Below are 23,541 nucleotides of genomic sequence, written 5' to 3' on the forward strand. Positions count from 1 at the left end.
TGCGGCGCTCCTTACCTTGCGTTGTCCGCTTCAAGAGCGCTTTCGTTGTCGAGCGCAGCCTCGACCGCCGTGCGGCGGCGCGGGGACCAGCGTTCGGGCTCGATGACGAGGTATTCGACGCCGTCGACGGACACTTCCTGATGGGTGACGAGCATCACGATGCCGCCCGACCTGACATGCTCGCCCACGAGGTCCGCAAGGCGGGCGACGCCGCGCACGTCGAGCGCGGTGAAGGGCTCGTCGAGAACCCAGAGCGTCACGGAGCGGGAAAGCCAGAGGCGGGCGAGCGCGACGCGGCGGCGCTGGCCCTGAGAGAGCTGGCCCGCGGGCACGTCGACGAAGTCGGCCAGGCCCACGGCGTCAAGTGCGTCAAGCGCGGCGTTCTCCGTGACGGGCACGGCCGCCACGTTGGCATTGATCATCACGTTCTCGAGCACCGACAGGTCGTCCTTGACGCCGTTGCGGTGTCCGATGTAGCAGAGCTCGCGCCAGAAGTCCTGGGCGGCCTTCTCGACGGGAACACCCCTCCAGCGCACCTCACCCTCGACGGGACGCATGAGGCCCGTCATCAGTCGCAGAAGCGTCGTCTTGCCCGCACCGTTGCTGCCGGCGATGCGCACGAGCGTGCCGGGCTTCACGGCGAACGAGAGATTCCTAAAAAGCGTCCTCTCCCCGCGCTCGCAGGTAAGGCCGCAGACTTCAAGAATGGCTTCTGACATGTGTGAAACGGAGGGTCCTGTTGACGTTGTTGACGGGCACGGTTCGGGCCCGGATGGTCTTGTGTCAGGAAGTGTAGGGAGGCCGTATTAAGCATTGCTTACAAAATGTCTCTTCTTCCAACCGTGCCAACCCTAGTGGCACAGGGCCCGAGAACCCGAAAAACTCACAGAGCAGCAGGCATTTTCAGCAAATCACCGCCCCTTCGGCCCGTCTTTCCTCATCTCCCCGAACCTTATGAAACGAGGACGCGGGCGCCCGCATGCGGCCGCGGCCTTCTCAGAGGCCCCGACGCCTATCGGCGAGATTGAGAAAGCCTTCCCTTTTCGTCCATTTTTCTGTTTCTTGCTCCATGCACCGCGCCTCGCGACGCCCGGGCGGAATCCCGCTAAAATGTCGGAACCATCGCCCGCCCGTATGCGGCGCGGCCTCCGACCATTCGACAGACTTTCTACCCATGCATATGAAGCGCACTCTGATCATCGGCACCGCCCTCGCCGCCCTTCTTCTCTCCGGTTGCGAAGCCCTTCAGGAGGAACGCCAGAACTTCCTCGACCGCGAGGAGAAGATCACGAACGTGGTCGGCAACGTCTGGCGCATCGAGGCCGTCTGGCCCGGACACGTCGAGGGCAACCGCCTCGCCGACCACCTCCATGAACGCGCCCGCATGCACTGCGACCGCCAGCACATGGCCATGCTGCCCGTCAACGGTTCCTCGACCAACGGCAAGAAGGACGGCAGCCGTCCCGCCTCCGCATGGCTCGAATTCCGCTGCCAGCCGGGTCTGGACTACCGCCCCGAATACAAGGGCCTCACCGGCACCTTCGAGATTGACGACCTGACGACGCTCGAAAACACGCAGGGCAAGTGAGCCCGAGTGCCCCTTCCGGCTCCCGCACCGCCCGCACGCCTTCGTGCGGGCTTTTTTGCACCTCCCCGCCAACGCCCGCCGCTCAGGCGTTTTCGTACGGAAGGGAGTTTCCCTCAGTGTTTTCCCCGCCCGCAAGGGGGTTGGGACTGCTTAAATAACGGACATACAATAAGAGAATGTCCGTCTCGCCAAGCTCATCCGCCCGACTCGCAGGGGCGGCCGCCGCCATCCTTCTTGCGTCCGCACCGGTCTTCGTCCATGCGGCCCCGGGAGCCGTGCCGCCCGTCGTGGTCGCCGTGCAGGCCTCGGGCTCGGGTGCGATCGAGCGAAGCTTCATCAGTGCGAGCGTGGACCATCTCACCTATGCGCTTCCGGACACGCCGCTCGTATTCCGCTACCTGCCGCTCGGCGAGATCCAGAAGCTCGCCGAGTCGAGAAGAGTCGACTTCGTGCTCGCGCCGCCCGACGGCTACGTCGTTCTCGAACGCTTCTTCGGCGCCCGCTCGCTCGTGAGCCAGACGATCCGCGAATCCTCCTCGGCCGACTCGGTCCTGGGCATCGTCGTCGCCGTGAACGCCGCGAAGGCTCCCGACGCCTCCGCCTCCGTCCTCAACGGCGCCTCCATTCTCGTGCCTGAACTTGACGGCATGCCCGCCCGCATGCTCAGGCGAGAGCTCATGCACGCAGGCGTCGAGCGCGCCGTGCCCGAAGCCCTGCGCACGAAGACGGACGATCCCGAAGGCGCCATTCTTGAAGCCGTCGCCTCGGGACGCGCCGACGCGGGCATCCTGCCCGCCTGCTACGTCGAGCGGCTCTCCGCGACCGATCCCAAAAGACTTTCGGGCATCAGGCTCGTCACGACCGACCGTGCCTCGCAGACGAGGTGCAGGTCCTTCTCCGTCTTCTATCCCGGCTGGACGCTCGCCTCCTTTCCGCACACGCCGCCCGAACTCAACGCGCTCGTCTCGGGCACGCTGCTGGGCATGCCCACGGACGCCGACGGCTGCGACTGGCGGCCGGGCGCACGATACGACGCCGTGCACGAGCTTCTTGAGGCGCTCGGCGACGCGGCCTACCTGCGCCAGTCCCAGTTCAGCTGGGAGGCCTTCGTCAGAAACTACGGCGTCTGGCTCGCATTTCTCGCCGCCGTGCTGCTCGGCATCGTCGTGCACAGCGTGCGCGCCGAATACCTGATCCGCCGCCGCACCACGGAGCTGATGCGGGCCGTGGAGGAGAAGCGGCGCGTCGAGGAGGAAGCCAAACGCTACAACGAAAGGCTCGTCGCGATGGAGCGTGCGGGCCTCGTGGGCGAGCTCTCCTCGATGATCGCGCACGAGCTCAAGCAGCCGCTCGCCGTCATCCGCAACTACGCCCGCGGCCTCTCCCGCACCATGGCCCACGGCGGCTCCACCGACCCCGAGGTCTTCAGGACCGTACTCGCCAAGATCGACTCCCAGAGCACGAAGGCCTCGGACATCATCGACCACGTCAGAAGCTTCGCAAGACAGCCCGCCCAACCCGTGCCGACGTCTCTCTCGGACCTTGCCGAAAAGGCGATCGCACAGTTCTGCGCCACGCGCGGACTCGAGGTCTCCAGGCGCATCGAGCCCGGCGTCACGATCCTCGCCGACGCGCTCGAGATGGAGCTTCTCATCAGCAATCTTCTCAAGAACGCCGCAGACGCCACGGCAGGCACTGATGACGCCGTCATCCGCGCGAGCCTCTCCGCAGAGGACGGCACGGCCATGCTCACGATCTCGGACAACGGCCCGAGGCTCACCGACGAGCAGTTCGCCCGCCTCACCATCCCGCTCAACACCTCGAAGCCCCAGGGCCTCGGCCTCGGACTCGTGATCGTGCGCCGCATCGCCGAATCCGCACGCGGCCGCGTACTCTTCGAGCGGCTTCCCGAACGAGGTCTCGCCATCACCGTCAGCCTGCCCGTCTGCGAACAAAACAACAGGACTTGAAATGCCGGCAAACTCGCTTTCCCTCATCCGCATCGTCGACGACGACGCAGAAATGCGCGAATCGCTCGAATTCCTGCTCTCCACCGAAGGGTGGAAGTCCCGCAGCTACGCATCGGCCGAGGCCTTCCTCGAGACCGACGACGTCATGGTGCCGGGATGCCTCATCCTCGACATCCGCATGCCCGGCCTGAGCGGCCTGCAGCTTCAGGAGCTTCTGAAGAAGAAGGACTATTCGCTTCCCATCCTCTTCATCACCGCGCACGGCGACATCACGATGGCCGTCGAGGCGGTCAAGAACGGCGCCTTCGACTTCCTGCCCAAGCCGCTCGATGATGAAAAGCTGCTCGCGAGCGTCGAGAAGGCCATCGCGCTCGATTGGGAGCGGCGCTCGCACCACACGAGTCACACCGCCGCCATGAAGGACCTCGCCACGCTCACGCCGCGCGAGCGCGAAGTTGCGGGCCTTGTCGCCGAAGGCCTCCTCAACAAGGTGATCGCCGAACGCCTCGGCATTGCGGAAAAGACCGTCCAGATCCACCGCGGGCAGGTCTGCCGCAAGCTCAAGGTCCGCTCCGCAGTCGAGATCTCCCGCATTCTGGATCAGGCCGAAGGCCGCTGAGGCCGGCCCGCATTCTTCCTGCCGTCAGGCGCTGCGGCCCGCCGCAGCAAAGCCCGCCTCGCGGCCGAAGACGACCGACTCGAGCGAAAGGTTTCCGGGCACGCAGCGCATGCCGTGCACGCCGCCCGTGATCTCGCCTGCCGCGAAGAGCCCCTCGACGTGCTCGCCCGAGGCGGTCAGCACGCGCCCGCCCCCGTCGATCCTCACGCCTCCGAGCGTCGCCGATCGACCGAGCATGACGGGCATCACCAGCATGTCGTTGTCATCGATGCGCACACGCCAGCTCTTACCCAGACGGTCTCCGGGCCCTTCGCCGTACGTTCTCACGGCATCGACGATCGAGGCTCGCGACGGGGCGCCCTCCATGCCCGCCATGTCTTCCGAGCCCGTCACGCGCCTTGCCGTTCCTTCGGCAAGCAGCGCCTCGATCCGGCCGCGGCGAACCTCGGGCAGCCGTGCGACGTCCGAGAAGGAGGCCGCAAGCCACAGCACGTTGCCCGGCGCATCGAGGAGCGCCTCGACGACGGCCTCCCTGTCCTGCTCGTTGACCACGCGTCCGCCCGAGGCGTCGACGAGGATGAAGCGCAGCGGATGGAAGGGACACACCGCAAAACCCGCGCGGCCGGCCGTGCCCATGGTGAGCGAAAAGTAGTCCGTGCCAACGAGGTAGGCGCCCGCCTTCACCGCTGCCCTGAGGCCGAGCCCCGAGGCGCGTCCCCCGCGCATGTCGAAAAGCGCGCCAAGGCGCCTGTCGTGCCTTGCGCAGAGCGCCGCATCGGACGCAAAGCCGCCCGTGGCGAGCACCGTTGCGGGCGCCCTGAGGATGCGGCGCCGTCCGTCCGCATCCTCGGCCGCAACGCCCGTGACGCGTCCCTGCGCATCAAGCACGAGTTCCCTGAAGGTGAGTCCCTGCAGGACCGTCACGCCCGCATCCAGAGCAGCGTTCATCATCGCGAGACGTCCCGCCCTGTAGTCGGAGGCGACGCAAGTTCTCGGATAGACGCCGCCCGGAATCTGGCGGACCTTGTTCTCGAATCCGACGCCGAAGCCCTCGAGCCACTTGAGTGCAATATAGGCCTGATAGCAGAGGATCTTGACGAGCGCGGGATCGGCGCGCCCGCCGCCCGCAGCCAGCGTCTGGCGGTAGAAGAGTTCCGGACTGTCCGTGATGCCCAGGTCGCCCTGACGCTCCGGGTCGACGGCGTTGAAGTAGAGCCTGTCGGCCACGTCGTTCGTGGCGAACAGATCGCTCGAGCTGTCGAAGAGCACGACCCGGGCACGCCTCTGGGCTGCGGCCAGAGCGGCTGAGAGGCCCGCAAGGCCGCAGCCTACGACGATGACGTCCGCGTCCGCCGCAGCGGACGAAAACCCCTGTTGTGCGTCCGTTCTTCTCATGCCGGCACCTCCGAGGCGGCCTCCCGGCCTGCAATGCGTCCGAAGACGTGAACGTCGGCGATCGCGTTGCCGCCGAGACGGCTTGCGCCGTGCACGCCACCCGCGACCTCGCCTGCGGCATAGAGCCGGCCGACGGGCTTCGAATCCCAGTCGAGCACCCGCGCCCTTGCATCGATCGAAACGCCGCCCATGGTGTGATGGCGGCTCATACTGGCCCTGCAGGCCCAGAACGGCGGTTTGCGGATTTCATGGATCATGCTCTCGACGCCTCGACCGAAGTCCTCGTCCCTGCCCGACCTCACGAATCCGTTATAGCGGTTCACGGTCTCGACGAAGTTGTTGACCGGAAGCCTCAGCAGCTGCGCCATCTCCTCGAGCGTCTGGGCCCTGTAGACCTCCTGTCGCTCGAGTCCCTCGTGGAGCTCGCGCCTGAAGGACGGCGGATTGCTCTCGAATCCGTCGTGGTCGACGATCACGAAGCCGACGCGCGAGGGCAACGAAAGGATCGTGTCGCGCAGGATGTCGCGCCTGTCGTCCTCACGCACGAAGCGGCGTCCCTGCTGGTCGACGAAGATGCAGCGCTCGACGAGAATTGCAAAGCGCGCGTAATGAACGTGAAGCGGAATGCACTCGATCCAGTCGCAGCCCGTCAGATAGGCGCCCGCCTCGCGGGCGGCGAGCATCACCTCGCCGGTCGAGCCCGCGGGATTGGTCGTATCAAGGTCTCCGAGCCTCGGATCATGCAGGCGGCAGAGCTCGGCGTTGGCCGAAAACCCGCCCGAAGCCAGCACGACGGCCCGCGAGGCCCTGAGCGTACACCTCGTGCCCGAAGCGTCGCGCCATACGACTCCTGCGGCCGAACCGTCCTCGTTGAGCACGAGGGAGAGGACGGGGCTTGAAGTCAGGATCTCGATGCCGCGGCTTCTGCAGGCGTCGAGCAGCACGTCGATGTAGCTCGCCTGCGGGTCGGAGAGCTTCGGCAGGTGGCTTCTCGGAAAGAGGCCGCCGTAGATCTGCGAGCAGAAGGGCTCGTACTTGACGCCGTAGCCCTCGACCCAGTGGAGCGCGTCGAGCGCCTCCGAGCAGAGGATCCTGACGAGTTCGGGGTCGCCGCGCCCGCGGCCTGAGGCGTTCGTGTCGGCGATGTGCCGCTCGAGCGAATCCTCGATGCCCTGGGCCCGCTGTCTTTCGGGGTCGACCGCATTGAAATAGCCGCATGAAAAGCGCGTGCTTCCGCCCGTGACGCCGAGCTTCTCGAGAATGACGATGCGTCCCTTCGTGCGCTCCCTTGCGGCGAGCGCTGCGGAAACGCCCGCGCCGCCGCTTCCCACGATCACGATCTCCGCTTCGCCGTCCCAGCGAAGCCCTGCGGCCCGCACGGGCGGCATGCCCGCCGTGAGGCCTGCGGCCGCCGCGCCCGCAAGAAGCGTGCGGCGGGATAGTGTCGGAAGCCGGGAGAGAGGTTCGGTCATGGGTGTCTGCCTCGAAAAAGGTGCTGCACTCTAGTCTATAAGAACATGCCGTGCCTGCAGTCTCGGGAAAATGCCTACGTGCGGGGCGCGGAGCCCGAAACGAAGACGGGCGGCCCGAAGGCCGCCCGCCGTCTCACGCCGAGACTTCAGGAGGAGAGGTTACTTGGCGACTTCCTGACCGCAGATGCGGCCGTTGACAAGGCAGTCGAGGATGGCGCAGGAGCCCAGACGCACGGCGCCGTGGATGCCGCCCGTGGCTTCGCCGGCGGCATAGAGACCCGGAATCGGTTCCTGATCCATGATGTCGAGGACCTGGCCCTTCATGTTGGTGAGCAGACCGCCCATGCAGTGATGGACCTTCGGGCTCGTGATGGCTGCGTACCACGGACCTTCGGTGAGCGGCTTGAACTCGTTGTTGATGTAGCGGCCGAACGGCTTGTCGTTCTTGGTCTTCGCGGATTCGTTCACCTGGGCGAGCGTCTTCTTGAGTTCGTCGAGCGGGATATTGAAGTCCTTGGCGAGGGCTTCGAGCGTGTCGTACTTGCTGACGATGTTCGGTTCGACGAGCTTCTTCATGATGCCCGGACGTGCGGCTTCGAGCTTGTCGGCGCCGTACTGGTTGGCGATGGCGACGGCCTTGAGGCCCTTGGCTTCTTCAGCGAAGATGGCGTCGGCGCGGACCTTGCGGTTTGCAAGCTCGTTGACGAAACGCTGGCCCTTCGTGTTGACCCACAGGCCGTATTCAGCCGCAGCGGACTGCGTGAACGTCCAGCCGATGCCCATGCCCTTTTCCTTCGGGTTGGACCACGGACCGCACTGGATCCAGTCGTTCTGGATCTGGGCGCAGCCGATGTTGTAGGTTTCACGCCAGAGTTCGCCCGTGGCGCCCGGCTGGTTCGTCGTGCTGAACTTGTCCGTGAGCTTCGGGTCGTGCATCTGGCGGAACTTGACGTCGGCCGAGAAGCCGCCGTAGCAGAGAACGACGCCCTTCCTGGCGGCGATGAACTTCACCTTGCCGGAGTCTTTCTTCGGGAAGCGATAGCCTTCTCGGACTTCGAGACCGACCACGCGGCCCTTGTCGTCGCGGATGATGTGTTCGACGTAGGCACGCAGGCGGACTTCAACGCCGAGTTCCTTGCACTTGTCGAGTTCCTTGCGCACGATGCCCGAACCGGAGCCGTTCTTCGTGAAGACATAGCGCGGAACGGAGTGGCCGCCTTCCTGACCGATCGCGTCGAGGTTGTATTCGACGCCGAGTTCCTTCACCGTCCATTCATAGTTGGAGAGGGCATGTTCGGCGAGGACGCGAACCTTCGCGGGGTCGTTGAGGTAGGCGCCGGCAACGAGGATGTCCTGAGCGAGCAGGTCGACGGAGTCCTTGATGCCGTGCTTGAGCTGTTGCGGGCAGCCCGTGGCGGTCAGAATGCCGCCATTGATGATGGAGTTGCCGCCCGGGGTCGGCATCTTCTCGAGAACGACGACCTTGGCGCCCGCCTTGCGGGCTTCAATGGCGGCGGCAAGACCGGCAAAGCCGGAGCCGACGACGATCACGTCGACGGTTTCATCCCACTTGGCGGGAACCTTCGAGCGCGGGGCGGCCTGAACGACGGAAGCGGAGGCAAGCGCGGCGGCGCCGACGATGGAGCCCTGCAGGAAGGAACGACGGGACTGGTTGGTCATGATGTACTTCTCCTTATCTTGGTCAAGGAGCGGATGCACCGAGGTCAGCCGGCGCACCGCTTGAGAATCAGTCTAAGGAGGCTCGTCCCGAAACAAAAGAGGATCTTCATCTGAGCTTGAAAACGCCCGAAAACCGCCCGAAACGACTGTCCTTCGGGGCAGGATCCCGTTCAGGGCGTCCGGACGGCATAGGATGAACATCCTATGTTCCTAGGAGGTCCACGCCGTCCGCAGGCTCCGTCGGAGACCTCTCACATCACCGTTTACGCCCGAGGGAGCGCCGCCGCGGCGGCCTCGACGAAGCGCCTGCCCGCCTCGCTCGAGGGGCTGCCCATGCGTGCGGCGTCCATCACCTCGACGATGCGGCCTTCGGAGAGCACGGCGACCCTGTCGCAGAGCCTTGCAACGGCCTTGAGGTCGTGCGAGATGAAGAGCCAGCCGGCATGATCGGGCTTGAGCTCGGCAAGAAGCTCCATGATCTCGTCCTGCACGGAGGCGTCGAGGCTGCTGAGCGCCTCGTCGAAGACGACGAGCGACGGGCCGCCCGCCATGGCGCGCGCGATCGCGACGCGCTGGAGCTCTCCGCCCGAGAGCTGGTGGGGACGGCGCGACGCGTACTCGGCGGGAAGTCCCACGCGCCTGAGAAGGTCCCGCACATCGACGCGGCCGCCCGCAAGCCTCACGGGCTCCTCGATCACGTCCCCGACCGTCCAGACGGGATCGGCCGAGTCAAGATAGTTCTGGAAGACGACGCTCGCCTCGCCCGAACGAAGCTCGGAGCGGTCAGCGCCCCTCACGAGAATGCGGCCCGCCGTCGGCGCCTCGAGCCCGAGGATGAGGCGCGAGAGCGTCGACTTTCCCTCGCCCGAGCCGCCGATGAGTCCGACGACCTCGCCCCTGCGGACCTCAAGGTTCACGCCGCGGAGCACCTCGTGCACGCTCCGCCGCAGGAAGGATCCAGAGGCATAGTACTTCGTGACGCCCTCGATCCGGAGCACGGGCTCAGCTTCCGGCGCACGCTGCGGCTCCTCCGCTGCGGGCGCAGGGCCTGCAGCCAGGGATTCCTGCAGAACGGCGTTCGCACGCCGCCAGGCGAGCGCAAGCCTCTGCGTATAGGGATGCGAGGGGCGCTCAAAGATCTCGCGGCCGCCCTTTTCGACGATTCCGCCCGACATGAGGATCACGAAGCGGTCCGCAAGGCCCGCCGCGAGGCCGAGGTCGTGCGTGACGAGCACGAGCGCCGAGCCCGTCGTCCTCCTCACCTCCTGAAGGCTCGCGAGGACGGCCCTGACGTTGACGACGTCAAGCGCGCTCGTGGGTTCGTCGGCGAGAATCACGTCGGGCCTGAGGATGAGGACGCAGGCGGTCATGACGCGTTGGAGCATCCCGCCCGAAAGCTCGCACGGGAAGGCCCTGAGGATGCGGGCGGGATCGAGCCCGACCGCACGAAGCGCTCTGCTCACGGCCTCATCGGCCTTCGAGCCCGAAAGTCCTGCGGCCGAAGCGGTTTCGCCGAGCTGCACGCCGATCCTCACGAGGGGGTCAAAGGCGGTCATCGCCTGCTGGGCCATGTAGAGGATGCGCCTGCCGCGCACTGCGGCGAAGGCGCCCGGTGCGCAGAGCGTCCGGCCCTCGAAGTCCATCGTCCCCGAGACCGTGAAGCCGTGCGGAAGAAGCCCCGCAAGCGCCCTCAGGGTCAGGGACTTCCCTGCGCCCGACTCGCCCACGAGCGCAAGGCACTCGCCCCTGCGCACGTCGAGGTCGAGCCCGTGCAGGATTTCCCTGTCCCAGGAATCACGGACGCGAAGGCCCGCGACACTGAGAATCACGTCGTCTGCGTCCGTCATTCGGTCCTCCTCACGTCGAAGGCGTCGCGAAGCGCGTCGCCGAGGAAGTTGAGCGCCGCCACCACGAGCAGGATCGCGAGGCCGGGCACGAACATCTGTCCCGGATAAAGCGTCATCACGTTCTTCGCGTCCGCGAGCATGGAGCCCCACTCGGGCATGGGCGGCTGTGCGCCGAGGCCGAGGAAGGAGAGCGCCGAGATCATGAGGACGACGCTGCCCGTGTCGATCGTGCCGAGCACGAAGCATTCGCCCGCCGCATTGGGCACGAGGTGTCCGAAGAGCACCTTCATGTTGGAGGCGCCGGTCACACGCGCGAACTGCACGAAGCCGGCCGAATTGAGGTGAAGGATGAGGCCGCGCATCATGCGTGCGTACCAAGGCCACTTGGCGAGCAGGCAGGCGATGAGCACGTTCTCAAGCCCCGGGCCCATCATGCCGACGAGGGCCAGGATGAGCACTTCGCTCGGAAACGACATCCACACGTCGCAAAAGCGCATGATGAGCGCATCGACCCTGCCTCGGGCCGCTGCCGCAGCGCCGCCAGCGATCATGCCGACGCCCGCCGTCACGATCATCGTGAGGAGCGCCGTCACGAAGGTGGTGCGGATGCCCCAGATCATGCGCGAGAGCATGTCGCGGCCGAGAAGATCGGTGCCGAAGGGATGCTCGAGGCTCGGCGGCAGGAACTTCGACGAAATGTCGATGGCCGTCGGATCGGCGAGCGGCAGCAGGGGCGCCGCAAGGCCTGCAGCGAGCACGGCGAGAAGGAAGAGGCCCGACGGGGCGGCCAGCGCCCTGCGCCAGCGGTTCGTCATGCCGCCTCCCCTGCGCCGCCTCTGCGGGCGCGCGGATCAAGCGCTGCCAGCGCAAGGTCCGAAAGCAGATTGAAGAGGATGAAGAACACGGCCATCACGAGCACGTAGGCGATGATCACGGGCAGATCCCTGTTGAAGATGGCGGAGACGCAGAGCCTGCCGATGCCGGGCCAGGCGAAGATGTTCTCGATCACGAAGGTGCCCGCGACGAGCTTCGGAATCGACATGCCGAGTGCGGTGACGGTACCCCTGAGGCTGTTGAGCATCATGTGAAGCGAGATCCGCCCCTCGGAGAGTCCGCGCGCCCTGGCGAACATCACCCAGTCGGACTCGGCCGTCCTCAGCATTTCGGTGCGGATGAGGCGAACGTAAGTGCCGACGTAGGCGAGCGAGAGCGAGACGGCGGGCAGAATCACCGACTCGGGAGTCCTCATGCCGTTCGTCGGAAGCCACCCGAGCGTGAGCGAGAAGAGCCACATCAGAAGGAGCGCGGCCCAGAAGTTGGGCAGCGCCGAGATCGTGAAGAGGACGCTGCGGATCGCCCTGTCGACGGGACCGCCCGCATGCCTTGCGCAGAGCCACCCGCACACCCCGCCCGTCACGAGCACGATCAGAAGGGTCGCGCCCGCGAGCGCCAGCGTGGGCGGGAAGGCTCGCAGGAAGTCGTCCGTCACCTTGTGCCCCGTCACGAAGCTCGTGCCGAGGTCACCCTGCAGCACGCCCGCGAGCCACTCGAAGTAGCGCGTCATGAGAGGGCGGTCGAGCCCGAGTTCATGACGCGTCTGGGCGATGAGCTCGGGCGTGGGCACCATCGCGTTCACGCGGATCGACACCTCGGCGGGATCAGAGGGCGAGAGTTCACCCAGCATGAACGCGATGAAGGTGATGCCCAGAAGCATCGGCACGAGGAGCGCGAGGCGCCGCACGAGCATGCCGCCCATTTATTTGCCCGCCTCCGTGAAGCTCATCTTCTCGAACGGGATCTCGTACTGCGTCACCGCAAAGGAGACGTCCTTGATCCTGTTCGAATAAACGGCCTTCGTGCGCGAATAGGAGACGGGGATGTAGACCGCCGCATCCGTGATGCGCGTGAGCACGTCGCGAACCATGGCGGCGCGCTTCTTCTCGTCGGCCTCGGTCATGAGGGCCGTGATGGTCGCGTCGATGTGCGCCTTGTCGGCAAGCCCGATCTGGGACTGATAGTCGCCGTGCGCGGGAATGCGCCAGGAGGAGAGATAGCTCTGCGGGTCGTACGGCGCGCCCCAGGAGAGCGAGTACTGCAGGTCGAATTCGCCCGTGCGCTGGCGGTCGAGGAAGGCCTGCTTCTCCTCGCCGATCACGCGAAGCTCGACGCCGATCTTGAGCAGGTCGCCCTGCATGGCCTCGGCGATCGTCTTTTCCTGGGCGTTGTTGGAGTTGAAGTAGAAGTCGAGCACGAGCCTTGCGCCGTCCTTCGTGCGGATGCCGTCGGCACCGGCCTTCCAGCCCGCCGCATCAAGAATCTCGGCGGCCTTCTTCGGATCATGGCCGCGCTCCTTGAGCGGAACGTCGCAGTAGGGCACGCTCTTCGCAAAGAGCGTCATGGCGGCCGCCTCCGTGCCATTGAGAATGCCGTCGACCACGGCCTGACGGTTGAAGGCGTAGGCCAGCGCCTCGCGCACGCGCACGTCCTTCGTGATCGGGCGCTTCGAGTTGACGAGAATGGCGCGGGAGGCGATCGGCTCGCTCACCGCCGTGTTGAGGCGCTTCTCGTCCGTGAGCTTCTTGAACGCGTCGCCCGTGAGCTGGTCGCCGTCGGCGCCGAAGACGAGGTCGATCTCGCCCTTTTCAAGCGCCATCAGCATGGTCTGCGTGTCGGGCACGACGTTCCAGCGAACGGTGGGTACGATCGGCTTATCACCCCAGTAGCCCTCGTTGCGGCTGAAGAGCGCGTACTGCTGGTCCTTATGTTCGGAGAGCACCCAGGGACCCGTGCCTGCGAGACAGGTCACGCCGTCCTTCGTCCCGCCGTCCTTCATGCAGGCGGGCGAGATGAAGCGGAAAGGGCGCGAGAGCCCGAGCTCGATGAGTGCGGGGAAGTACGGATGCCTGAGATGCAGGCGCCAGGTGTGCTCGTCGACCACTTCGCTCGACTCGATCTCGTTGATCATGTCGAGCCAGGCGTGGCGCGTGCGGTTGGCCATGACGGCATCGATGTTCTTCTTGACGGCGTCGGCCGTAAACGGCGTGCCGTCCGTGAACTTGACGCCGCGGCGCAGATGGAAGGTGTAGGTGCGGCCGTCCCCGGAGATCTCCCAGCGCTCGGCAAGCGCGGGCTTAACCCCTTCGGGCGTATTGAAGACGAGCGGCTCGAAGACCATGGCCTGAGCGGCCATCTCGCCCAGATAAAGATGCGGATTGATGTTGCGGATGTCCTTCATGCTCGCATATTCGAGCACGGTCTTCTTCCGGGCTTCCCCGGGCGCGTCGGATTCTCCGCAGCCCTCAAGCACGAGTGCGCAGGCGACGGCAAGAGCAAGCGTTCGCTTCATGTCATGTTGTCCTTCCGTAAGGAGTGAATGGAGGGGCCCGCGGCCCTCAGAGCCCGTCCCCGTCCCGACATCATACTATTTTGAGAATCTTCATACATCCGCCAACAGAACTAGCAGAGGCGTGCATAAGGATCGGTTTCGCGAAGCCGGCATGATCCCGTCATTGTCCTGAAACGAAAAAAGGAGCACGGTCCCTAAGGCGTGCTCCTTTTTCCCTGTATTCCTCTTGTGCCGGCTCTTGGCGGTCGGTCATCCTGTCCGAGGGGATGGACGCAGGAGGATTACTTCATAGCGGCGAAGTTTTCGCCAGCGATCATGCCGAAGGTCAGGGCGTCGATGACGGCCACCGTACCGAGACGGGAGGCGCCGTGGACGCCGCCGGTCACTTCACCGCCGGCGTAGAGGCCCTTGATCGGCTTCTGCGTCGTGGCGGAGATGACCTCGGCCTTTTCGTTGATCATGACGCCGCCCATCGTGTGGTGGATCTTCGGGCAGCATTCGATGCCGTAGAACGGGCCCTGGGAGACGGTCAGACCGTTGTTGAAGGAGAGGATGCGGCCGAAGTCCTTGTCTTCGCCGGCCTTGACGAAGCCGTTGAACTTCTTGACTTCTTCGAGGAAGGCGTCCTTCTTGATGCCGAAGTGGTCGGCGAGGGCTTCGAGCGTGTCGAACTTCTTGACCGTGCCCATTTCAAGCGGGAGCTTGACAAAGGACGGGTTGATGGCCTTCACGATAGAGTCGTCGCAGACGGCGATCGGGTAGTTTTCGTCCGTGCCGATGACCTTGAAGAGGGCGTCGGACTTGATCTTGCGGCCGGCGTGTTCGTCCATGAAGCGGCGGCCGGTCTTGCGGTCGACGACGAGGCCGAGGTCCATGCAGGCGTGGTTCGTGAAGTTCACGGAAACGCCGAAGCCCTTTTCACGCGGGTTGCAGTACGGCAGGAACTGGAGCCAACAGAGCTGAACCGGAGCGGCGCCAATGCCAAGGGCCTTGATCAGCACGCCGGCCGTGGCGCCGGGCTGGTTCGTGGAGTCGGTCGTCGGGACGACGCGCGGGTCCTGGATCTGACGGAAGAAGATGTCGCGGGAGAAGCCACCGGCGGCGAGCATGACGCCCTTCGTGGCGCGGACGACGGACTTCTTGCCGGTCTTGTTTTCGAGGTCGTCGGAGACGGCCTTGTTGTTGAAGCGGTAGCCCGTGCGGCAGACGATGCCGGCGACGGAGCCGTCTTCTTCCATGACGAAGTCGTCGAACTTGCAGCGGGTGCGGATCACGACGTTCTTGAGCTTCTTGAGCTCTTCGTGCATCGGACGGATGTAGCCGGAGCCGGTGCCGGCCTTGATTTCATAGGAACGCGGAACCGAGTGGCCGCCTTCGAAGAGCATCTTGTTGGGCACGAATTCGCAGCCGCAGTCGACGACCATCTGGATCGTGTCGTTGCAGCGGTCGGCGATGGTGGAGAGGAGGTTCGTGTGGTTGATGCCGAGACCGTCCTTCAGGCAGTCGGCGATGAAGAGCTCCTTGCTGTCCTTGATGCCCTGGGCCTTCTGGACCGGGTTGACCGGGCAGGCGACGTTGCCGCCGCAGATGGCTGAGTTGCCGCCGACCGTGGACATCTTCTCAATCATGAGGACTTTGAGACCGGCGCGGCCGGCCTTGAGGGCGCAGGCCATGCCGGCAAAGCCGGAGCCGATGATCACGACGTCGAACGTTTCGTCGTACTTGGCAACGGACTTGGCGGGAATGCCGGCGTGCACGGCGGCAGCGGACATCATGGCGGCGGAGGCGGCGACGGCGGACTTGAGGAAGCCGCGGCGGCTGGTATCGATCTGGGTCATTCTGAGGATTCTCCATTCGGATTGGGAACACAACCGGCGGGGCGGATTCTCTCGCTCGCTCCTCGTCGGCGACACCGCTATTCTTCTCCTCCGCCCTCCTTTCGGCTACATACCGCGGTATGGACCTTGCACATACCAAAGTATGCAGGGTTTACCCTTCCCTTTCCCCAAACCCTTGAAAACACGCCCTCTCCGGCGGAAAGCCTCCTGTGGACGACACGTTGAAGGAGGGTTTCCCCCAGGGGACCGCCCCCTCCGCTCCCCCGCATCCGCCCCGCAGCAAAAGTCCGGCGAACATCCGCCGCAGTCCCTCCGCACCGATAACAATTACTCTCCTTCAGACGTTTCTTATTGACCAACCGAAAACCCCATACCCGGGTATGCATGAAATACATACTTTGGTAGGTAGGAAACGCCGGCGCGCCTGCATATGATTTGACCCAACGAAAGCGCATCGGACGGACAGCCCGTCCGGAGCTCCAGACTCCGCGCTTCCGGTCTCAGAACCCAGAAAGGAAAACAAAAATGAAGATGACGACGCTGATCATCGCCTCGCTCTGCGCCGCGACGTTCGCCTTCGGCACCGCTCAGGCTGCCGACCAGAAGTTCGGTGCCGACCGCCATGTCGGCATGGGCCTCTCCTGCGAGACCTGCCACGGTCCGGACAAGGCCAATCCCCAGGAACCCACGATCGACACGTGCAAGCAGTGCCACGACGTCAAGGCCCTCGTTGAAAAGACGAAGGACGTCAAGCCGGCCAACCCGCACATGTCCCCGCACTACCGCGACGAACTTGAATGCACGAACTGCCACATCATGCACGGCGAGACGGAAAACTTCTGCGACCAGTGCCACCAGTTCGGCTACAAGGTTCCGTAATCACCCGAACCGTCATGCAGGTTCTCCCACACCTTCGGTGAGGATGCTCTCCTCCATATCTCCTGCCTCACCGAAAGCCTCTCCCCCGAAAGCGCTCTCCGGCCGGTCACCGGAAGAGCGCTTTTTTCTTCCCCGCGCCCATCTGCATGCCTCATGACATGGCGCAAGGTCTTTGACGCTCCTTTGACGGACGCTTCACGGCGCGTTGACGAGGCCTCACGCGGTTTTGACGCCTCACGCCCGATACTGCGGACATCAAGCAAAAACACGCCGAAGGCATCCGCATGTCCGTCCAAGACCATCTCTGCTCCGCACGCATTCCGACGCCCGTCCTCACGGGCCTTCTCATTCCCGCGTCGCTTCTCATCATCCTCGCCATCGTGCCGCCGCACGCCTTCGACCTCTCCGTCTCGAAGCTCTTCTTCAGCGACGGCTGGCCCTGGCACAGGAACGAAGTCTTCACGACGATCTTCTACCGGCTTCCGAAGCTCGTGCCCGCCATCGTTGCGACGGTGCTTCTCGTCCGTCTCGCCGTCGTGCTCGCCCAGGGCCGCAGGATTCTCGAGGAGGAGGCCTCGAGACGCGCACTCTACGTCGTCATCGCAATGGGCGCCTGTGCCGCCGCAGTCTGGTGGCTCAAGAGCACGACGGGCGTCGCGTGCCCCTGGTCGGTCGAGCCCTTCGGCGGCGCCCTTCCGATGACGGATCCCGCCTTCGGCCTCACGGACGTTCCCGGCCGCTGCTGGCCCTCGGGACACGCGGGCACGGGCTTCGTCTTCATTGCCTTCTACTTTGCGCTCAAGGACGTCCGCCCGCGTGCTGCAGCAGGCGCACTTCTCTTCGCCGTCGCCTTCGGGCTCCTGTGCGGCGCGGTCCGCGTCATGGAAGGCGCGCACTTCGTCTCGCACGTGCTCGTCACGGGCATCGTCGACTGGCTCATCTGCGCGGCGCTCCACGCGCTCATCCTCGAGGACCGCAGCTCGCCCGCCTTCGCAAAGCCGCTCTCCGAAAGGGGCCTCGTCCTCCTGACAGCCTTCTGGTGGACGTTCGTCCTCAACATGCCGTTTCTTGCACGCGCCGCAGACCTCTCCGAGCCGAACTTCGCCTGGAGCATGCGCGAGGCCCTGACGCTCGCGGGCCTCTCCTTCGGCCTTCTCTTCATCTCCATAGCGCTCCTCACGCTCGTCATGGCGCTGCCTCGTCCCGTGCGCCGCGCCGTTCTCGTGCTCCTGAGCCTGACCGGCGCGATCTTCTTCGCGGGCACGCTCGTCTACGGCATTGCGTTCGACCCGAACATGGCCCGCAACGTCATCTCCACCGACGTACACGAGGCCTCGGCCTATTTCTCCGCACGCACGCTCCTGCTCGCTCTGGCCGCAGGCCTTCCGCCCGTCCTCGCTGCCTCCGCGGCCGACATGACGCCCGCCGGCCTCAGGCCGGCCGCCGTGCGTGGCGGCGTCGCCATCCTTGCACTCGCCGCAGGTGCAGGCGCGCTATTCACGCAGATGAACACGCTTGCGGCCGTCATGCGAAACGACAAGGCGCTGCGCTACCTCATCACGCCCGTCAACGTCCCCTACAGCCTCGCCACCACGCTCGCAAGGGACGCCTCGCCCGATGCGGCCCAAAAGCGCATCGTCGATCCGAAGCCCGAGTTCTCCGTCAGGCTCAGCCGTCCCGCCGTCCTTCTCGTCGTCATCGGCGAGACCACCCGCTCGGCGAGCTGGGGGCTCGCAGGCTACGCCCGCGACACCACGCCCGCGCTTCGCGCCGAAGGCGTGATCAGCCATCCGTCCGTCACGGCCTGCGGCTCGAGCACCGACGTTTCGCTTCCCTGCATGCTGAGCAGGATCGGCCGCTCCGACTACGACCGCAGCCGCATCATCGGCGAGGAGGCTCTGCCGTCGCTCCTCGCCCGTGCGGGCGCGCACGTCGTCTGGGTCGACAACCAGAGCGGCTGCAAGGGCACGTGTGCGGGCACCGAGGTGCGAAGCCCCGACCCGAAGAGCGCCGCCTGCGCCTCGGGCCGGTGCTTTGACGGCGTCCTTCTCGACGAGCTCGACGCCGACCTCGCGAACCTTCCCGCCGACCGTCCGACGGTGCTCTTCTACCACATGTACGGCGAGCACGGCCCGCGCTACCACGAGGACTCGCCCGCGCACGCCAAGGTCTGGACGCCCGAATGCACCGACGCAGACCTCGGCGCCTGCACGAAGGAGAGCATCATCAACGCCTACGACAACGCCGTGCGCTACACCGACGGCGTGCTGGCGGGCCTCGTGAAAAGGCTCAAGGCCCGAACGGACATCGACGCGGGCTTCGTCTACGTCTCCGACCACGGCGAGAGCCTCGGCGAAGGCGGCCTCTACCTGCACGGCGCCCCGTACTTCATGGCGCCGTCCGAGCAGATCCGCGTGCCGATGGTCATGTGGCTCTCGAAGGACTGGAGCCGCACCTTCGGGTTTGATGCGGCGAATCTTGCCCGCGAGCCTGCGGGCGGCGTCACGCACGAGCACCTCTACTCGACCGTGCTCGGCATGCTCGGCGTGCAGTCGACGACCCGACGCCCCAGATGGGACCTGACGAACAATCGGTCGAGCGCCGCACAATGACGCGCGCAGGCTGCAAGGCGTAACATCCCTGCAGGAAGACTAATCAGAAAAGAAGCACTCTCATGAGCATCCGCATTCTCGTCGTCGACGACAATCCCGACATCCTTGCCAACGTCCGCGACTTCCTTTCCATGAAGGACGGCTGGGCGCCCGAGACGGCCTCCACGGGGCTCGAGGCCCTCGAGCGCATCGACCGCTCGACCTTCGACCTCGTCATCCTCGACGTGGGGCTGCCCGACACCGACGGCATGACGCTCACCCGAAGGCTTCGCGCCTCGGGCTTCACCGCGCCGATCCTCATGCTCACGGCGCGCGACACGATCGACGACCGCGTCGAGGGGCTCACGAGCGGCGCAGACGACTATCTGATCAAGCCCTTCTCGCTTCGCGAGCTCGCCGCCCGCGTCGAGGCCCTGCTGCGCCGAAGCGGCGCGAATCCGGCGGGGCGCCTCACTGCGGGCCCGCTCTCGCTTGACCTCAAAACGCTTCGCGTCGAGCGCGAAGGCCGTGACATCAAGCTCAACCCGACCTGCCTGCAGCTCCTTCGCGAGCTCATGCAGCAGAGTCCCGGCATCGTCTCGCGCCGTCGACTCGAGGCGGTCCTCTGGCAGGGCGAGCCGCCCGCCTCCGACAGCCTGCGCTCGAACCTTTATCTTCTGCGCCAGGCGGTCGACAAGCCGTTCGACCATCCGCTCATCCACACGCATCCTGGCCTCGGCTGGTCCGTTGCCGATCTTCCCGACTCCGTCTCCTGAAGCGCCGCCATGCCCGTCCGACATTCGCCTCCGCGCAGCCTGGCCCAGCGCATCATGCTGAGCTTCGCGCTCCTCGTCACCTTCGTGGCTGGGTTCTACGCATTCGCGCTCTACCAGTCGATCGAATTCACCGAGCAGCAGCTCATCTCGGGCATCCTCAGGGACGAGGTCGCCAGGGCGGTCGACACGCTTGAGCGCGGCGAGACGCCGAGGCTCCCCGAGGACACCCGGCTCTACGGCGCGCCTCCCCTTGAGGCGCCTCCGCCCGCCATGCGCGGCCTGCCCGAAGGCTTCGGAGAACTTTCGAACAACGGCGACTTCTTCGTCCATACAGGCGCCTGGCGCGGTGAGCCGCTCGTGCTCACGCGCGATCAGCTCGGCTTCGAGGACACGGAACGCGTCTTCAGGCGGATCACGCTCTTTTCCGTTCTCGCCGTCTTCTTCCTCGGCCTTCTCGCGGGCTGGATCCTTGCGCGCAACATCATGAAGCCCGTAAAGACGCTCTCCGACGAGGTGAGAAAGGCCAGCGCTGCGCGCACCTACGAGCCGCTTTCGGTCGAGCTCACCAACGACGAGGTGGGCGAACTCGCCCGCATCTGCGACGGCGCCATGAAGAGGCTCCACGAGGCCCTGCAGCGCGAGAAGGCCTTCACGGGCGACGTGAGCCACGAACTCAGGACGCCGCTCACCGTGATCGAGACGAGCGCCGAGCTTCTCTCAATGACGCCGCTCTCGCCCGCTCAGGCGAAGCAGGTCGAGCGCATCACGCGCTCTGCGGGCGACATGCGCGAGCTGATGTCGCTCTTTCTCTCCTTCGCCCGCCTCTCGAACGAGACGACGGGCCCCGAGCCCGACTCCGCCGCGGGCATTCTCAAGGCCGTCGCCGACACATGGGAGCCGTTTGCGGCCGAAAAGGGCCTCGCGCTCGTGCTTCGCCGCGAGGCCGAGTGCCCCGGCGCCTACTCGCCCGTCATGCTCGGCACCGTCGCCAACAACCTCGTGAAGAACGCCGTCGCCTACACCGAAAGCGGCGTTGTCACGATCACGGAAACGTCCGAAGGCTTCATTGTCTCCGACTCGGGACCGGGGCTCGCCGGCGACGAGGCCGCCCGCATCTTCGAGCACGGCGTGCGCGGCAGTGCGGCCGTCGCCGACACCTCGGGCGCAGGACTCGGCCTTTCGATCATCTCTCGCATCTGCCACCGCTCGGGCTGGACGGTCACGGCGGGCAAGGCCCGTGAAGGCGGCGCCGCCTTCACGGTCACGATGACAAAGGCGGCCGACGCACGACGCGCCGACCGCCTTTGAGAAAACGCTCCTGAGAGAAAGGCCTCTGGTAGAACTTCCTCTCTGCGACTCAGTGCTTGTGATGCAAATTGAGAGACTCGCCCTTGCTTTCGACGGGCTTCGTCTTTCGCACCGACGTCCAGCACACGAGCGAACCGAGCACAACGAGCGCAACGCCCTGCCAGAACGTGGCGCTCAGGTCCGACCCGATGTAGATGGAGGCGAAGACGCAGGAGAGGACGGGCGTGAAGTAGGAACCGATCCCCAGAAGCGTCATGTTGCCGTACTGCATGCCGTAGGTCCATACGCCGTAGCCGAGCCCCGTCGCGGCCGCGCCGAGGAAGACACCGAGCCAGCCGGGATGCATCCACTCGACGGGCGGCGTGGGCGTAAGCATCCAGATGAGCCCGAAGATCAGCATGTCGTTGAAGAAGATGATGACCACGGGATTGTGTCCGCCCGACCAGGCCCTGGTCATCGAGCCGTAGCCCGCCCAGAGCACGGCGCCCACGAGGGCGATCGTGTAGCTCCACGGATTCTTCATCCAGTTGGTCGCGACGTGCATCGGATTGAATCCGTCTTCGCCGCCGAGCACCACCATGACGCCCAGCAGGCTCAGCAGCACGCCCGGCACGATCCACCACCTCGCCCGCTCGCCGTTGAAGAGCACCGCGAAGACGATCGTCAGGCAGGGCCACAGATAGTTGACCATGCCGACTTGCATGGTCTGCGTGGCGTCCTCGGCCATCGACAACGAGAAGATGAAGCAGATGGCGCAGACGTTTGCGGCGCCCACGCCCAGAAGGAGGTACTTGAGGGAGAAGGCCCGCAAATGCGGGCGTCCGAAGATGAAAAGAAGCAGAAGACAGGCCGCGGCGTACATCACCGTGAAGCCCGGGCCTCGCCCGAAGTCCTCGGCGATGCCGCGGCAGATCCCGACGCTCATGCCCCAGAGGACGGGTGCGAGAAGACCGACTGCAGTTGCGCGTGCTGATGCGTCCATTTGCGAAAAAGGTCCGCCGCTTGAATGTTCGCGGCGGACCTGAGTGAGGTCAGTTGCGGTTGTTGCTCAGGACATTATGCCCGATGTTCATTCCTCAAAGGCGCCCTTGACGATCACTTCGCCGGCGCGCATGCACTGGACGCCGCCCATGAAGACGTCGGTGATCTTGTGTTCGGCGTTGAAGATGAGCAGGTCGGCGTCGGCGCCGACCTCGATGACGCCCTTGCCTTCGAGCGTGAGCGCTTCGGCGACGGTGCGGGTCATCGGCAGCAGGGCGGTCGTCAGGTCGTGGCGGCGCGCAAGTTCCTGAACGGTCTCGATGTTGCACATGATGGAGCCGACGCCGAGACCGACCATTTCGCCCGCCTCGTTGAAGCGCGGCATGGAGCCGTGGCCGTCGGAGCTCATCGTGATGCGGTTGACGGGCACGCCGTTTTCGACGGCCATGTCATAGGCGTCGGCCGCGCAGCCCATGTAGTTGCCGCCGCCCGTGGTGATGTCGATCCAGCCGCCCTGCTTCGCGAAACCCATCGCGCGCTCGAAGACGGCGGGATGACGGGCGACGTGCGTCGGACGGATGTGCTTGATCGGCAGGCCGGAGGCGACGATGCCGTCAAAGATGTCGAAGGACGACGTGTAGTCGCCGAGATGAACGTGCACGAAGCCGGTCTTGCCCGTGAGCATGCCCGCGACGCGGACGTCGGCGACGATCGAGCGGACCTCCTCCATCGACGGGAAGGAGCAGCGGTGATCGCCCAGGGCGATCTTGACGCCGAGCACTTCGGGAATGGCGAAGAGTTCGGTCTTGACGGAATCCGTGATCGTCGTGACGGGGTAGGAGTAATTGCTCGTCCACATCCAACCCGAGGCGCCTTCCTGCTTGAGGCCACGCACCTTGGCGAGGAGGTTCTCGATCGAGCGGGACATGCTGTCCGTGCCCGAGACGCCGAGGAAGGTCGTCACGCCGGCCTTGACGAGCTCGGAGAAGACGAGCTCGGGGCAGCGGCTCTTCCAACCGCCTTCACCGCCGCCGCCCGTGACGTGGATGTGCTGGTCGATGAGACCCGGGGTCACGATGGCGCCGCAGGCGTCGATCGTCTCGAGGCCGGGGACGGAAAGGCCCTCAAGGCTCTCCTCCATGGCGACGATCCTGCCGCCTGCGATGAAGATGTCGCGACGGCCGAGCTTTTCGGGGGCGAAGACTTCGGCGTTCTTGATGAGGATGGGACGGGTCATTCTTTCTCCTTTGG

General features: G+C 65.4%; 18 protein-coding genes. 7 read left to right on the top strand and 11 right to left on the bottom strand.

Annotated features, from left to right (window positions below; all coding sequences use genetic code 11):
• Nucleotides 1-11 precede the first annotated feature (11 nt).
• The gene (ccmA, locus tag HMPREF9465_RS09910; RefSeq protein ID WP_005436542.1) at nt 12-719 is read right to left on the bottom strand and encodes a cytochrome c biogenesis heme-transporting ATPase CcmA; all 708 of its coding nucleotides are present in this window, start codon (nt 717-719) and stop codon (nt 12-14) included.
• Nucleotides 720-1,174: 455 nt separating this feature from the next.
• Here ccmA and HMPREF9465_RS09915 point away from each other — a divergent pair, with 455 nt between their 5' ends.
• The 3 genes from HMPREF9465_RS09915 (at nt 1,175) to HMPREF9465_RS09925 (ending at nt 4,177) form a co-directional block, all read left to right on the top strand.
• Complete coding sequence (locus HMPREF9465_RS09915; RefSeq protein ID WP_005436543.1) at nt 1,175-1,588, top strand: hypothetical protein; 414 nt, start codon at nt 1,175-1,177, stop codon at nt 1,586-1,588.
• Between the two features lie 176 nt (nt 1,589-1,764).
• A complete protein-coding gene (locus HMPREF9465_RS09920) occupies nt 1,765-3,558 on the top strand; it encodes an ATP-binding protein (protein WP_005436544.1) in 1,794 nt (597 codons plus the stop codon).
• A gap of 1 nt (nt 3,559) precedes the next feature.
• The gene (locus HMPREF9465_RS09925) at nt 3,560-4,177 is read left to right on the top strand and encodes a response regulator transcription factor (protein WP_005436545.1); all 618 of its coding nucleotides are present in this window, start codon (nt 3,560-3,562) and stop codon (nt 4,175-4,177) included.
• Between the two features lie 24 nt (nt 4,178-4,201).
• Here the strand turns inward: HMPREF9465_RS09925 and HMPREF9465_RS09930 are convergent, their stop codons facing one another.
• The 8 genes from HMPREF9465_RS09930 to HMPREF9465_RS09965 form a co-directional block, all read right to left on the bottom strand.
• Nucleotides 4,202-5,572: an FAD-dependent oxidoreductase gene (locus HMPREF9465_RS09930; RefSeq protein WP_005436555.1), complete on the bottom strand. Its 1,371-nt coding sequence runs from the start codon at nt 5,570-5,572 to the stop codon at nt 4,202-4,204.
• Nucleotides 5,569-7,044, bottom strand: coding sequence for a flavocytochrome c (locus tag HMPREF9465_RS09935; RefSeq protein WP_005436570.1), 1,476 nt, complete (start codon nt 7,042-7,044; stop codon nt 5,569-5,571). The genes HMPREF9465_RS09930 and HMPREF9465_RS09935 overlap by 4 nt, the downstream gene beginning before the upstream one ends.
• Before the next feature lie 159 nt (nt 7,045-7,203).
• The gene (locus HMPREF9465_RS09940; protein WP_005436573.1) at nt 7,204-8,724 is read right to left on the bottom strand and encodes a flavocytochrome c; all 1,521 of its coding nucleotides are present in this window, start codon (nt 8,722-8,724) and stop codon (nt 7,204-7,206) included.
• Between the two features lie 263 nt (nt 8,725-8,987).
• Nucleotides 8,988-10,571: an ABC transporter ATP-binding protein gene (locus HMPREF9465_RS09945; RefSeq protein ID WP_005436576.1), complete on the bottom strand. Its 1,584-nt coding sequence runs from the start codon at nt 10,569-10,571 to the stop codon at nt 8,988-8,990.
• A complete protein-coding gene (locus HMPREF9465_RS09950) occupies nt 10,568-11,386 on the bottom strand; it encodes an ABC transporter permease subunit (protein ID WP_005436578.1) in 819 nt (272 codons plus the stop codon). The genes HMPREF9465_RS09945 and HMPREF9465_RS09950 overlap by 4 nt, the downstream gene beginning before the upstream one ends.
• Nucleotides 11,383-12,327 (bottom strand): nickel/cobalt ABC transporter permease, encoded by a 945-nt coding sequence (gene opp1B, locus HMPREF9465_RS09955; RefSeq protein ID WP_005436591.1) that lies wholly within the window; start codon nt 12,325-12,327, stop codon nt 11,383-11,385. Before opp1B ends, HMPREF9465_RS09950 begins: the two co-directional genes overlap by 4 nt.
• Nucleotides 12,328-13,917, bottom strand: coding sequence for a nickel ABC transporter substrate-binding protein (gene nikA / locus HMPREF9465_RS09960; protein ID WP_005436592.1), 1,590 nt, complete (start codon nt 13,915-13,917; stop codon nt 12,328-12,330). It abuts the gene before it with no gap.
• Nucleotides 13,918-14,198: 281 nt separating this feature from the next.
• Nucleotides 14,199-15,755: a flavocytochrome c gene (locus HMPREF9465_RS09965; RefSeq protein WP_005436594.1), complete on the bottom strand. Its 1,557-nt coding sequence runs from the start codon at nt 15,753-15,755 to the stop codon at nt 14,199-14,201.
• 525 nt (nt 15,756-16,280) lie between these two features.
• Here HMPREF9465_RS09965 and HMPREF9465_RS09970 point away from each other — a divergent pair.
• The 4 genes from HMPREF9465_RS09970 to HMPREF9465_RS09985 all read left to right on the top strand — a co-directional run bounded on the left by HMPREF9465_RS09970 (nt 16,281) and on the right by HMPREF9465_RS09985 (nt 21,309).
• The gene (locus HMPREF9465_RS09970) at nt 16,281-16,634 is read left to right on the top strand and encodes a cytochrome c3 family protein (protein WP_005436596.1); all 354 of its coding nucleotides are present in this window, start codon (nt 16,281-16,283) and stop codon (nt 16,632-16,634) included.
• Nucleotides 16,635-16,918: 284 nt separating this feature from the next.
• Nucleotides 16,919-19,246, top strand: a complete 2,328-nt coding sequence (locus HMPREF9465_RS09975) for a phosphoethanolamine transferase (RefSeq protein WP_005436598.1) — start codon at nt 16,919-16,921, stop codon at nt 19,244-19,246.
• Nucleotides 19,247-19,308: 62 nt separating this feature from the next.
• Nucleotides 19,309-20,001, top strand: coding sequence for a response regulator transcription factor (locus HMPREF9465_RS09980; protein WP_005436600.1), 693 nt, complete (start codon nt 19,309-19,311; stop codon nt 19,999-20,001).
• Nucleotides 20,002-20,010: 9 nt separating this feature from the next.
• Complete coding sequence (locus tag HMPREF9465_RS09985) at nt 20,011-21,309, top strand: sensor histidine kinase (RefSeq protein ID WP_005436602.1); 1,299 nt, start codon at nt 20,011-20,013, stop codon at nt 21,307-21,309.
• 49 nt (nt 21,310-21,358) lie between these two features.
• Here the strand turns inward: HMPREF9465_RS09985 and yddG are convergent, their stop codons facing one another.
• Together yddG and iadA are read right to left on the bottom strand one after the other, a co-directional pair.
• Entirely contained in the window at nt 21,359-22,291 is a 933-nt protein-coding gene (yddG, locus tag HMPREF9465_RS09990; protein WP_005436604.1) for an aromatic amino acid DMT transporter YddG, read from the bottom strand.
• Nucleotides 22,292-22,378: 87 nt separating this feature from the next.
• A complete protein-coding gene (iadA, locus tag HMPREF9465_RS09995) occupies nt 22,379-23,527 on the bottom strand; it encodes a beta-aspartyl-peptidase (protein WP_005436606.1) in 1,149 nt (382 codons plus the stop codon).
• Between the last annotated feature and the right edge of the window lie 14 nt (nt 23,528-23,541).

The sequence above is a fragment of the Sutterella wadsworthensis 2_1_59BFAA genome (assembly GCF_000297775.1).
In the GTDB taxonomy this organism is placed as follows: domain Bacteria; phylum Pseudomonadota; class Gammaproteobacteria; order Burkholderiales; family Burkholderiaceae_F; genus Sutterella; species Sutterella wadsworthensis_A.

Bases quoted from the DNA above. Each gene is read 5' to 3' on its own strand.
- HMPREF9465_RS09980 (WP_005436600.1), top strand. From the start codon at position 19,309: ATGAGCATCCGCATTCTCGTCGTCGACGACAATCCCGACATCCTTGCC.
- HMPREF9465_RS09975 (WP_005436598.1), top strand. From the start codon at position 16,919: ATGTCCGTCCAAGACCATCTCTGCTCCGCACGCATTCCGACGCCCGTC.
- HMPREF9465_RS09945 (WP_005436576.1), bottom strand. From the start codon at position 10,571: ATGACGGACGCAGACGACGTGATTCTCAGTGTCGCGGGCCTTCGCGTC.
- HMPREF9465_RS09930 (WP_005436555.1), bottom strand. From the start codon at position 5,572: ATGAGAAGAACGGACGCACAACAGGGGTTTTCGTCCGCTGCGGCGGAC.
- opp1B (WP_005436591.1), bottom strand. From the start codon at position 12,327: ATGGGCGGCATGCTCGTGCGGCGCCTCGCGCTCCTCGTGCCGATGCTT.
- HMPREF9465_RS09935 (WP_005436570.1), bottom strand. From the start codon at position 7,044: ATGACCGAACCTCTCTCCCGGCTTCCGACACTATCCCGCCGCACGCTT.
- HMPREF9465_RS09925 (WP_005436545.1), top strand. From the start codon at position 3,560: ATGCCGGCAAACTCGCTTTCCCTCATCCGCATCGTCGACGACGACGCA.
- HMPREF9465_RS09970 (WP_005436596.1), top strand. From the start codon at position 16,281: ATGAAGATGACGACGCTGATCATCGCCTCGCTCTGCGCCGCGACGTTC.
- HMPREF9465_RS09915 (WP_005436543.1), top strand. From the start codon at position 1,175: ATGCATATGAAGCGCACTCTGATCATCGGCACCGCCCTCGCCGCCCTT.
- ccmA (WP_005436542.1), bottom strand. From the start codon at position 719: ATGTCAGAAGCCATTCTTGAAGTCTGCGGCCTTACCTGCGAGCGCGGG.
- HMPREF9465_RS09940 (WP_005436573.1), bottom strand. From the start codon at position 8,724: ATGACCAACCAGTCCCGTCGTTCCTTCCTGCAGGGCTCCATCGTCGGC.
- HMPREF9465_RS09950 (WP_005436578.1), bottom strand. From the start codon at position 11,386: ATGACGAACCGCTGGCGCAGGGCGCTGGCCGCCCCGTCGGGCCTCTTC.
- HMPREF9465_RS09985 (WP_005436602.1), top strand. From the start codon at position 20,011: ATGCCCGTCCGACATTCGCCTCCGCGCAGCCTGGCCCAGCGCATCATG.
- nikA (WP_005436592.1), bottom strand. From the start codon at position 13,917: ATGAAGCGAACGCTTGCTCTTGCCGTCGCCTGCGCACTCGTGCTTGAG.
- iadA (WP_005436606.1), bottom strand. From the start codon at position 23,527: ATGACCCGTCCCATCCTCATCAAGAACGCCGAAGTCTTCGCCCCCGAA.
- yddG (WP_005436604.1), bottom strand. From the start codon at position 22,291: ATGGACGCATCAGCACGCGCAACTGCAGTCGGTCTTCTCGCACCCGTC.
- HMPREF9465_RS09965 (WP_005436594.1), bottom strand. From the start codon at position 15,755: ATGACCCAGATCGATACCAGCCGCCGCGGCTTCCTCAAGTCCGCCGTC.
- HMPREF9465_RS09920 (WP_005436544.1), top strand. From the start codon at position 1,765: ATGTCCGTCTCGCCAAGCTCATCCGCCCGACTCGCAGGGGCGGCCGCC.